This window comes from bacterium, assembly GCA_030649025.1.
Classification (GTDB): Bacteria; Patescibacteriota; Minisyncoccia; order JAUYLV01; family JAUYLV01; genus JAUSGO01.
The window spans coordinates 1-12,437 of sequence record JAUSGO010000017.1; the positions used below are offsets into that span (position 1 = coordinate 1).

5 protein-coding genes, 1 tRNA gene and 1 rRNA gene are annotated in these 12,437 nt (G+C 51.2%); all 7 read left to right on the forward strand.

The window, feature by feature from the left end; genetic code table 11:
* The first annotated feature begins 104 nt into the window (after positions 1-104).
* The gene (locus Q7S09_02260) at positions 105-4,121 is read left to right on the forward strand and encodes a hypothetical protein (GenBank protein MDO8557997.1); all 4,017 of its coding nucleotides are present in this window, start codon (positions 105-107) and stop codon (positions 4,119-4,121) included.
* Positions 4,122-4,484: 363 nt separating this feature from the next.
* Positions 4,485-6,476, forward strand: coding sequence for a sodium-translocating pyrophosphatase (locus Q7S09_02265; protein MDO8557998.1), 1,992 nt, complete (start codon positions 4,485-4,487; stop codon positions 6,474-6,476).
* 490 nt (positions 6,477-6,966) lie between these two features.
* Positions 6,967-7,629 carry a sugar phosphate nucleotidyltransferase gene (locus Q7S09_02270; GenBank protein ID MDO8557999.1) on the forward strand — a complete coding sequence of 221 codons (663 nt, stop codon included), beginning with the start codon at positions 6,967-6,969 and terminating at the stop codon, positions 7,627-7,629.
* 81 nt (positions 7,630-7,710) lie between these two features.
* Positions 7,711-8,634, forward strand: a complete 924-nt coding sequence (locus Q7S09_02275) for a hypothetical protein (GenBank protein ID MDO8558000.1) — start codon at positions 7,711-7,713, stop codon at positions 8,632-8,634.
* A gap of 257 nt (positions 8,635-8,891) precedes the next feature.
* Positions 8,892-8,962, forward strand: a tRNA-Ala gene (locus Q7S09_02280).
* A gap of 460 nt (positions 8,963-9,422) precedes the next feature.
* The gene (locus Q7S09_02285) at positions 9,423-10,100 is read left to right on the forward strand and encodes a hypothetical protein (protein MDO8558001.1); all 678 of its coding nucleotides are present in this window, start codon (positions 9,423-9,425) and stop codon (positions 10,098-10,100) included.
* A 735-nt stretch (positions 10,101-10,835) separates the two neighbouring features.
* Positions 10,836-12,437, forward strand: a 23S ribosomal RNA gene (locus tag Q7S09_02290); the annotation flags it as partial.

Below are 12,437 nucleotides of genomic sequence, written 5' to 3' on the forward strand. Positions count from 1 at the left end.
CCGCGGATTCTTTTACGAACCTAACAAATATATATCCTTTCCGCGGGGTATCTTTCAGCACCGTTAGCCCGCTCGCTTTTGATCCTGTCGGACACGCGTTGTTCATGGGCTGCGGGTCGCCATGCCTATTCGCCAAATTCGACCCCTCCCTCTCCAAGAACACCGACAACCTCCTGTTCTTCGACGAGAAGGACTATGCTTCGGTTCAGTCCGTCGGCGACAACCAGTTCGCCTCCGTGACTTCACTCAGCACAAGTGCAACAAGTTATCCGTCCTTCCTCTTTAAGATCAAGACCTCCGACCCCGTACCCGGAAACAGAATCACTATCACCTGGACGGGTCAGACCACCACCACCGTTCAACCCGTGTATCTGCAGGTATATGACCATAACGTCATCGAAGGAACCGCAACAAGCACCACCGCCTGGAAGACGATTGCATTCCGTTCTGCCACCAGCATCAACGCCAACTTCACCTTAACCGGCACCATCACCGAGAACTTCCCGGTCAACAACGCAGGGACTACTACCAGGTACTTCACCCGACACCAGAATGGTGTCGACCCGATAGCGACAACTACGTTGACGCTGAGGGTAATACAGGAGCATCAGACCATAGGGAACGAGATACCCGGACCCATCACCCTGCGTACGGACGGATTTACCACAAGCTATGACCAACCCAGACTTGTCCAGACCGCAGTGCTTTGGGAAAATGACGATGGGAATACGCCGGACACAAACTCCGTCACCACCGGACCCGCGTCGAGCCCGTCGTCCACCCTACTGGGTGTCCGCCGAGGCGAGCGCCTGAACCTGCGCATCCAGGTTGCAAACACCGGGACCACGGCAATGCTTAACAAAGTGCTTAAGCTTCAGTACTCTGTCACATCCGTAGGAGCCGTAAACCTTGATTGCAGCATCATCCCTTCAGCATCCACCACCCTCTGGATGGATATAGGAGATGGCGCGTATCCCAACATCCCCAACGTACCTACCTCCACCTCCCCAACAAGCATCAACTACTCTCTTGCAAACTCGGGTGACTTGGCAGACTCCGTATCCCTCTCCCGGCTCCCTGCCCCATTCAAGAGAGACCTTGTCACCGATGCCGTATTCACCAATGGCTTCTTCAACGACAACTCCCCAAGGACTGCTACGGGTGTTTCACTGCTTGCCGACTCGTATACCGAGCTTGTCTTCCCCGTCCACTTCGGAGACACGATGGCTTCCAGCACCATCTGTTTCAGATTAGTGAGCGAGACGGATCAAGGCATCTCCTACAACGCCACTCTTGCCACAACCGTCCATACCCTAGCACCGCTCGATATCTACCAAGTGTATGCCAAAGCAGAAATTCTACCCTATACCCTAAACGCTATACGCTTCTCCAAGGGGGTGCAGAAGACAACCGATGACCTGGCCATAAATAAAGTCAGCAAGTTATCCTTCTGGGGAGGAACCAGTGACGGAAAGGGCCTCGCATATGACTCCTTCAACCGAATGGTGTACCTTCTTGGCTACAATGGGGAGTTTGCACGGTATGACCCCGCCACGGATACCGCAACAGATCTTTCCGGAAGGATCTCCTCGTTCTGGGGTACGACTGATGGCTTATATCTTGCCTATGACTTTTTGAGCCGCACGGTGTATCTCACGGGGCTTCTCGGGAAATTCGCCAGATACGATCCTGCAACTAATACCGCCATAGACCTCACTTCGAAGATTTCCTCGTTCTGGGGTACGGAGACCATCCGAGCGTTCTATGAACCGTTCAATCATACCGTGTATCTTCTTGGTTCAGACACCGGGAAATTCGCCAGATACGATCCTGCTTCGGACGCCGTGACTAATCTCACCTCGAGGTTCTCTTTCTGGGGCTCCCAAAGCATGGGCATCATGACCTATGACTCTTTTCAACACGTCATTTATATTGGCGGAGGAACGAACAATTCCGCACGCCGATTCGCGAAGTATGACCCTGCCACGGATGTCGCAACGGATATCTCTTCGAGCCTCTCTGGATTCTGGGGGAATCACCCGGTCTATGCTCTAACCTACGATACACTTAATCATCTTGTGTTTGTCGGCGGCGGATCGTATACCACCATTGCGGAAAGATTCGCACAGTATGACCCCGCTACGAACACTGCGATAGACCACTCTTCAAAGATTTCCGCTTTCTGGGGAAATGATCCCGTCTACGATATTGGCTATGATTCTTTCAACCACGTGGTGTATCTCGTTGCGCAGAATGGCGAATTTGCCAAGTTTGACCCCGCGTCCAGAGTTGCCACGGGCCTGACGTCGAAAATTTCTTCATTCTGGAGCTCCGATGATATTAACAAACTTATCTACGACCCTTTCAACCACGCCATGTATCTTTTTGGTTCATTCGGGAACATCCGCTTCGCTCGCTTTGATCCGGACCTCGCAAAGAACCACGACAACCTGCTGTTCTTTGACGAAAAGGATTATGCAGGAACCGCAACTAGCGACAACATCTTCTCATCGGTAACTGCAGGTCCCGGGACGGCGAGCATGCCCGCCTACGCAACAACGCTTTTCAAAATAAAAAACCCCGCGGGAGCTGTTGCCGAAAAGTTCACCGTGCAATGGGAAGGACAATCTTCCACATCCGCAACTTCGGTTGTTCTGCAGATATACGACTATAATGTTACGGCAACCTCAACCACCGGCTGGAAAACAATTGCTACTGCGACTGCGGCATCATTTAGCGTGGATACCGATGTACGTCTTACCGTAGCCATAGACAACACTTATCCGATTGCGGAAGCCGCTTCCACCTCGCGCTACTTCACCCGCCACCAAAACGGCGTAGATCCCACCGCAACTTCTACTATCGTACTGCGCGTTCTCCAGCAATCCATGGTCACTTCTTCTTCGCCTATCACTCTGCGGACGGATACCGTGTGCGTTACCTTTGGAAGTTTCGGAGAGTGTCTGCCGCCGGAAGGAGCGGTAAATACCACGCTTACGCAGAATCGCTTCCGCTTCTTCGAGAATACGGACACTGCCACCACCACCAACCCGTGGCCCGTCGGTGGCACGCTTGTTGAAAATGAATGGATTGGCTCAACCGGCACCCCGCCCATTACCGGAACATCCGTAAGGATTCGCGTGAACATTGACGTTTCGGGAACGAATCTTGATGCGTCGGCAACATCCTTCAGATTGCAGGTAGCAAGGGTTGGTAAGGAAGGCTTCTCGGGAGGAGACACTGCTTCAAGCTGTTCTGCAATTCCTGCGGGGAACTGGGCTAACATTGGAGATTCCGCTTCTACCACTGCGGCATGGCGCGGGCACGACAATGGCGGTATTGCGGACAACTACACGCTATCGGTTACCGATCTTCAGCTTTCCGACTCGGATGTGACGGGTACTTACGAGGAGACTTTGGACACTTCCTCTTCAACCCCCGCAAACCCCAAGGCGGTTTCTTCAGGTCAGCAGGTGGAGTATGACTTTGTGGTGGAAAACAACCGTGCAAGAGGCGGGGGAGAATATTGTTTCCGTGTCGTCCAGTCCGTGAGCGGCACCGCATATCCGCTCAATGGCGGCTATACGGTCTATCCCCGCATTCACGTCAATGAAGAGCTTACGTTCTCGATTGACGACTCGACGGTGACCTTTGGAACGCTGGATGCCACCAACAACTTTACGGCTGTGACGAGCACTACCGCAACCATATCCACCAACGCCGGATCGGGCTACGTCGTTCGCGCATGGGCGACCAGCCGCATGACGCATGTGAACCTTTCCGCTTACACTATTGCGGACTGGCCGGCGTCGAACGCGGCGCCCACCGCCTGGGCCGGAAATTGCATATCAAACGGTCTGTGCGGATTTGGTTATTCCACGGATGATGCCGCCCTTGCCACCCCTGGCCTTCCCGACAGGTTCACCAACCCGAAAGCATACGCGGGCTTCACACATGGCGACCAAAATTCCAATGGCGATCCAGTCGGGGATGAGACCGCAACGAGTACGATACTTACAACGATAAAACACCAGATTGATTACCGCATATCCGTGCCGCAGACACAGGCCGCAGGGGTCTATAAGACCACGGTTATTTACATCGCAACACCGACGTTCTAATTCGATTTCCTCACATGGGCATTGTCAGGGGCACTGCAGTGCCCATGTGTGGGAGCCGAAGGTTAGGAATACTGAACTAAGCCTGTTTCTGGGTATTCAGGGGCACTGGTGCCCAGAAACAGGCTTAGTGAAGAGGGAGAGACAGCGACATTCTTTTATATTATAGAAGACGCAAAATCCCCGCACGGGGAGAGAGACGTTTTGGTCAATACTTCAGGTATAGGGCACTGACTGAAGTATCGAATAGCACCGTTCTCTCCCCATGCGGGGATTTTGTCGTATACATGAGCGTATTGCTCAAAACTGCTTTTTAGTATACCATACGATTTGTAAAAATTAAAAGTTTGTGGTGGAAATCTCCCTATGATTACTCTATCTTCTTTCGCTTTTCCTCTTATTTCAAGCATTCTGGCTCTCGGCTACGGGACCTATCTCATCGGATACGTTTTGAAGCAGCCTGCCGGAGATGCCAAAATGCGGGAAATAGCCCGGGCCATCCAGGAAGGTGCCCGCGCCTACCTTAACCGGCAGTATCGCACGGTTGCCGTGGTCGCCATACCGTTATTCGGTATCCTTGGAATTTTCTTGGGATTGAATACCGCGCTCGGTTTTGCCGTAGGAGCATTGGCATCGGCGGCCGCTGGATACATAGGCATGCATATTTCTGTGCGGGCGAACGTTCGTGTTGCCGAGGCCGCAAAGACGGGGATGCAAAAGGCCTTTATGCTGGGATATAAAGGCGGCGCCGTCACTGGATTTTTTGTCGTTGGCCTGGCGCTTCTTTCGGTCACCGTTTTTTACTGGTTTACCCGGGATCTTGCGGCACTCATCGGGCTTGGTTTTGGAGGAAGCTTGATATCGGTATTTGCCCGTCTTGGCGGGGGCATCTTTACCAAGGGGGCGGATGTGGGAGCGGACCTTGTGGGAAAAGTTGAAGCTGGAATACCGGAAGACGACCCTCGAAATCCTGCGGTCATTGCGGATAATGTGGGAGATAACGTCGGAGATTGCGCCGGTATGGCCGCTGATCTTTTTGAAACATACGGCGTAACCACCATCGCGGCAATGATACTGGGCGGACTTCTTTTTACCGGAACTCCGGCCGCCATCATGTTCCCATTATATATAGGAGGATATGCCATTATCGCTTCCATAATCGGTTCAATGTTCGTGAGACTTAAGGGGACGGGCATTATGAAAGCGCTTTACATCGGCCTCGGCGTCGCATCGGTGCTGGCGCTTGCGTCCTTTTGGATGCTTGCAAAAAATGCTTTGTGGGCCGGTGCTAGTGCTCAAGCAATATTCACGGCCCTTGCTACGGGCATTGTTGTGACAGCGGGCATGATGGTCATTACGGAGTATTATACCTCAAAGGATTTTCGTCCCGTTCGCGCCATCGCGGAGTCAAGCCGGACGGGGCACGGCACGAACATCATCACGGGCCTGGCCATGTCCATGGAAGCAACGGCCTTGCCGGTCCTGCTCATCGTGGGTGGTGTTCTTGTTTCGTACTGGGCGGTGGGACTTTACGGAGTTGCGCTCGCCGCGATGTCCATGCTATCGCTGACGGGAATTATTGTGGCGATAGATGCTTTTGGTCCTATTACGGACAACGCGGGCGGCATTGCCGAAATGGCGGAACTTCCCAAAGAAGTCCGTGATATTACGGATCCTCTGGATGCGGTGGGAAATACTACCAAGGCAGTAACAAAAGCTTATGCGATAGCTTCGGCGGGCCTTGCGGCACTCGTGCTTTTCTCGGCCTATACCCAGGAGCTTGAGGGTCTTGGCCAAAGCGTAGTTTTTGAACTTTCGGATGTAAGGGTTCTTGCGGGGCTGCTTGTGGGCGCGATGCTTCCGTATCTGTTCGCTTCAATCGCCATGCGTGCCGTGGGAAAAGCCGGAGGCGCCATAGTTGAGGAAGTTCGCAGGCAATTTCGTGAGATCAAAGGCATCATGTCCGGCGAAGGGAAGCCCGATTATGCCGCTGCGGTTGATATTGTGACAAAATCTGCCATACGCGAGATGATAATTCCTTCACTGCTCCCGGTCGTAGCGCCCTTGGTTGTAGGGTTCGGATTCGGACCAAAGGCTCTTGGCGGGCTTTTGGTCGGCTCCCTCGTTTCAGGGCTTTTTGTGGCGCTATCCATGACTTCGGGGGGAGCGGCATGGGATAACGCGAAAAAATATATTGAAGGAGGAGCGCATGGCGGCAAAGGTTCGGACGCGCATAAGGCCGCGGTGACGGGAGATACGGTGGGAGATCCCTATAAAGATACTGCGGGGCCCGCCATCAACCCCATGATAAAAATAGTGAATATTGTTGCGTTGCTTATTGCTAAGTTTCTTGTTTAAAGAGAATCACGAATGATGCGAATATTACGCGAATAACGCGAATTCACGAATATATGGAGATAAATGAGAAATTCTTGTATGGGGAGCTTTCATATACAGTGAATGGGTTACTTTTCACGACTCACAATACTTTAGGTAGATTTGCCAGGGAGAAGCAATATGGTGATTTCTTCGAAAATCTATTAAAGAGTTCCGGGCTATCCTACCAGCGCGAATATGTTATCGAGCATCCTGATCTGCCGGCTCGGTCTAATATTGCCGACTTCGTCATAGATAAAAAGATTCTTATAGAGCTAAAATCTAGATTGCGACTACTTCGCGGTGATTATGATCAGGTTTTACGATATCTCAAATGTAGTGGCATTAAACTTGGTGTGTTGGTGAATTTCCGTTCTCCGGCACTTACCCCACATCGGATTATAAATTCTGGTAGCAAGGAATGATTTATTCGCGAATCTGTAAATTCGTGTTATATCTGTAAATTCGTGATATGAAAGCGGTTATACTTGCAGGAGGCTTCGGTACAAGGCTCCGCGGCCTGTATGAGGAGCCCAAGTGCCTTATTGATATCGGCGGAGGCACAACGGTGCTTGAGCATCAGGTGTCATTATTGCGTCTTGCGGGCATCCATGATATCCGCGTCACACTGCATTACAAAGCAGATGAAGTGAAGGCGTACGCAAGAAAATTTGGAAGCGGCGTTATGTGCATATATGAAAAAGAGCCCTTGGGTACGGGAGGAGCGATCAAGTTTGCCGCGCAGGGTTTGCGGGAGCCGATTGTAGTATGCAATGGCGACATTATTACGCAAATTGACTTTTCGGCACTTATCGCAAAAGCGCTGCAGGCGCGCCAGCACACGCTCTCGCTTGTTGCGGCTCCGGCAAAAGATTTCGGAGGAGTGGAGCTTTTTGGAGATCGCATCGCCGGCTTTTATGAAAAACGCGGAGGCGAGGAACTTGCTTATGTGAATGAGGGATTTTATGTGCTCTTCCCGGGAATTTTCGAGCATTTTCCGGAGAAATTCTCTATCGAGAAAGATTGTTTCCCGCGTCTTGCGCGCCGGGGCATGCTAAGAGCTTACGTGCACCGTGATCGTTGGCTTGACGTAGGGACTCCCGAAAGATTTCATCAGAGAACCAAAATTCTTTGAAGTATGGCAAGCGTAACAAAGGCATGTTGCGCGCCAAGAAAAAAAACACAACTTTCGCGCACTAATCATCCATTTTAATTTATGATATCAGAAGGACGTGAATCTCGTGCCGAGTTTGCCGAGCCGCTACAACAGTATGCGGATACCGGCATCGCGCAGGCGCTGGATATGATCGAAAAGCAATTTGAGCGATTCCCGGAAGAGAAAGATAATCTGCCGTTCCATAATACCGCCCATACCCGGAGCGTGGTAACAAGAGTCGAAACCATTCTGCGGAGCATGAGAAAAATAGAGCCGTTCGCGGTTCGCGAGCGCGACATCACGCTCGGACGCTTTGCAGGAGGCCGCCACGATACTAGACAGAAATGGGCCGAAGAGTCGACGGTCGAGGGAGATTTCACAAAGCGCATGCGCAAGCGTTCTAGGATCGAGAACGAGCAGGCAAGCGCAGACGACGCGGTATCTTATATGGAGGAAGTGAACCAAAAAAAAACGGGGTACGAAGTTTTTTCGCAAGAAGACATGAGTATTGTCCGGGAAGCCATTATGGGCACCGTTCCGGATTTTGATCCTAAAAAGGGCGTGTTCCAGCCGAATTTGAATGAAACTTCATCGATCGTGACACGGGCACTGGCTCTTGCCGATCTGGGGACGGCGGGCATGGACGGGCCGGAGGCATTTTCGGCGGAAGGCGACGCCCTGTTCCGGGAAGAGAATCTTGATATTCTTGATGCGGCGCATGATCCGGGAGCATTAACCGATGCCCAGAAGGAATACTTCCGCAAACGGATGATAGGCTGGTCCAAGTTCCAGCCGGCGTTCGCGTCCGGAAGAAAGGCATTGTTTGAAAAAGAGGTCTCCGGCCTTTCGGCAGGGTGCAAAGAAGCGCTCACCTCCCTATTCAATAGATTCGACGAATCTATTGAAGCTACGAAAAAACGCGGTGAAGTTCGTTCGACCATGTTATTTGAAGAATTACTGAAAGACATGGGATATGGGCGATAATCTTGGTGGATAGTTTAAATTTTAATATATCGGAGCAGGCGCCTGTAACTTAGTGGGTAAAATATCCGGTGGACGTTTCACGGGTAGTTCAATGAAAATTTGATTTATTGGGGCGGGCCTGTAGCTTAGTGGGCGAATCCTCTGGGAGAGGATTCGCGGGCAGTTCAACTATTCATATTTCAAAATGGGCCGGTAGCTCAATTGGGCTGATGCTCTGGTAGAGCATCAGCGGATAGTTCAATTTAATAGATTAGGGCGGGCCTGTAGCTTAGTGGTAGAGCACCCGCCTTGCACGCGGGACATGGGAGTTCGATTCTCCCCAGGTCCACTGGCTCGCCCTAATCTATTTAGTATCGACTACTCAGGATAGAGCACCCGCCTTGCACGCGGGAGGTTGTGGGTTCAAGCCCCATCCGGTCCACTTGCCCATTTTGAAATATTAAAACATCGACTGCCCCGGAAGAGCACCCGTTTGTCCCGGTTTCCACTCTTTGAATCAGAAGAAACCGGAATCCCGATTTATCTGGAAACGCGGGGGCGAAAAGCAAACAATTTTGCTTTTCGCGGGCAACTACAGTGTTTCCAATTAGTAGGAGTTGCCCAGGAATGGGAGTTTTCCCTGTTTGTCCAAGAGCGTAGCGATTGGAAACAAACAGCAATCCCGCACAGAACGGGCGTTCTGATGCGGGACGATTCTCCCCAGGTCCACCATATGCGGGGTTTACAATGTAAATCCGCTATTCTATACTCTTTAATGTCGTTTAATCATTAGTCGTGTCTATAATTCTATGGAGTTCACAAACAGTCTTGATGTCGTGACGACATCGTTCCAAAGCGTATGGGTTGACTTTTTCTCCGCCGTACCGCGTATTCTGGGAGCTATTATCGTATTCATCATTGGATGGGCCATCGCCATTGCGGTAGGCAAGATCATCTATGGTATTTGCAAAAGCCTTAAGCTCGATGAGGGGCTTGGCAGGCTTGGGATTCAAGAAGGGCTCTCACGCGCGGGATTGCAACTCGATTCTTCGGCATTCCTTGGCGGACTTTTCCGCTGGGTCTTTGTGGTGATATTTCTTCTTACCTCCGCTAACATTTTGCAGCTGGAAGGAGTGACCGCATTTTTGCAGCAGATACTGCTTTATGTTCCCAATCTCATCGTAGCGGCGATTATTCTCATCGCCGTGCTTTTGCTTGCCGGATTTTTTGAGAAGCTGGTGCATGCCGCAGTGGAGACTGCAAATCTTAAAGGAGGCGCAACGCTCGGGGGGCTCACAAAATGGGCGGTGCTGATTTTCGGAGTTTTGGCCGCCGTTCAACAGCTCGGAGTCGCGACGGACATTATTAATATCGTGGTTACGGGATTCGTGGCGATGGTAGCGCTTGCCGGTGGCATTGCTTTCGGCATTGCCGGCAAAGATGTAGCGGGAGAAGTTCTCCAGAAACTGAAGAAGCATATTGGGTAGGGAAAATGCATACGGGATATTAAGGGAGGATCGGAGTTTGCCCACGCGGTGCGCTCGGGACTGCGCCCGCTTCCATAGAAATATTAAAGGAGGAGAGCGGGCTTGACCCCCACGACTAATTCTCGGCTCATGCCACAAAGTGGCATGGTAATGACCGAGTATTTCCTAAATATATATCCCGCGCATAATTATTTCTACTAACAGCGTTTTTTACCCCCATCTGCCGAGAATTAGTGTGGGGGTTGACACCCCAATTCGATTCTATATAATGGAGAGTGCGAATGCGAACTATGTTAAAACCCAAACACGAATTAAACAAAGGAAGCGGCAGCTGACACACGCCTTTTTTGGCGTCATTAAGCAAAAAAGCCGCTCCCGGAGCGGTTTTTGGTTGCTCGAGATGAGCCTGATTTATCTAAAAATGTGTTGAGAACAGACGTGGGCGAGTCCGCAGAGCTACTCCACGTCTGACTTCAACGAAAAAGTAACTTGAAAATCGAGCTTAATTTTACGGTAATTGCTAACGACTAGCGACCGGCTGACAACTCTAAAGTTGGAGCCGAGGTTGAAGGCTGTTTAAGTAACTTTAGGCCATTCTCATACCCTTCTTGAAGGTCTATTCGTCTTCGGGTATGAGGATACAAATGTAAGTCACCAAATAAAATGTAGAATGCCTAAGTACACAAATTCATGGAACATGAATGTTCAGCGCTTCGCGCTGGAATTCTTTCATGGTTCCGCGGTTATAAGGGCGCATGGTGGATGCCTTGGGAGCATATGGCGATGAAGGACGTGGCGTAGCTGCGATAAGCCTCGGGGAGTCGCGTAGCAGACTTTGATCCGGGGATTTCCGACTGGGGAAACCCATACCGATTCATCTCGGTATACGCTGCCGATTAATTTCGGCAGTGAGCGCACCCGCTGAAGTAAAACATTTCAGTAAGCGGAGGAAAAGAAAAAGTTTGAGTACTTTTGAATTTTGTGGTGACTGAATTTTGGGCAAAGAAGAGAGCAAGAGGAGCGCTGTGGGACATTGTCTCTACGGCGCAAATGCCGCATGCCGCAGGCCTACGAGCATCCGGTAACCCTCGCGCCACTTGGGGGTTCGAATCCCCACTTCTTTCCCAGACCCAGCCGGACTTCCGTCCGGCTGGGCCCCAAAATTCAGTCACTATAAAAAACAGAAGTACTTATCATTCCCCCAGTAGCGGCGAGCGAACAGGGAATAGTCCAAACCTTTCTTTAAATAAGTTTACTTGTTTAAAGGGGGGGGTTGTAGGGCAAGAGTATCTATTTAATTAGAGGAAGGTTACAAATTGGCGTGTTAGCAGAACGCTCCTGGAAAGGACGGCCAAAGAGGGTAATAGCCCCGTACGCGAAAATTCAGCCAACCTTTTTATTCTTGTTCCTGAGTAGGGCGGGGAACGACAGCCCCGTCTGAATCCGGCCTGACTACGGGCCAAGACTAAATACATATGCTCACCGATAGTGAACAAGTACCGTGAGGGAAAGGTTAAAAGCAGCCCGGTGAGGGCGGTGAAATAGTACCTGAAACCATGCGTCTACAAGGAGTCGGAGACCTAGCGCGCCGTAAGGCGTGCAGGTCCACGGCGTGCCTTTTGCAAAATGAGCCAACGAGTTTATCTACGCTGCTTATCTAACCCACTAAAGTGGGGGAGATGCAGGGAAACCAAGTCTTAATAGGGCGTTACTCACTCTCAAAGAGTTGAGCGTCCCGCTTCGGCGGGGTGATTAACTTTTTGAAGTGAGTTCGTAGCGTGGATAAGACCCGAAGCCGGAGCGAGCTACCCATGGGCAGGATGAAGGCCGTCGAAAGACGGCTGGAGGTCCGAACTGGTGGGTCGTGTAATGCCCTCGGATGACCTGTGGGTAGAAGTGAAAAGCTAATCGAGCCCGGTAATAGCTGGTTCTCTCCGAAATAGTTTTAGGACTAGCCTCGTAGTAAGACGCGCGGAGGTAGAGCACTGGATGGACTTCTTGGAGTTTTTACTTCGGAAGTCCAATCAAACTCCGAATGCCGCGCGTTAATTCTACGGGAGTCAGAACGTGGGGGCTAAGCTCCATGTTCGCGAGGGGATAAGCCCAGACCGCAATCTAAGGTCCCTAAATGTTCCCGTCTTTGACGGGACCTGGAGTTCGTCTTCGGACGGACGAAGGGGTGTTAAGTGCAATCAAAGGAGGTGGAAATTCTTCAACAACTAGGAGGTTGGCTTAGAGGCAGCCATCCTTTAAAGAGTGCGTAACAGCTCACTAGTCAAGAGTTTCTGCGCCGACGATGTACCGGGGCTAAACACACTACCGAAGCTGCGGGTGCGG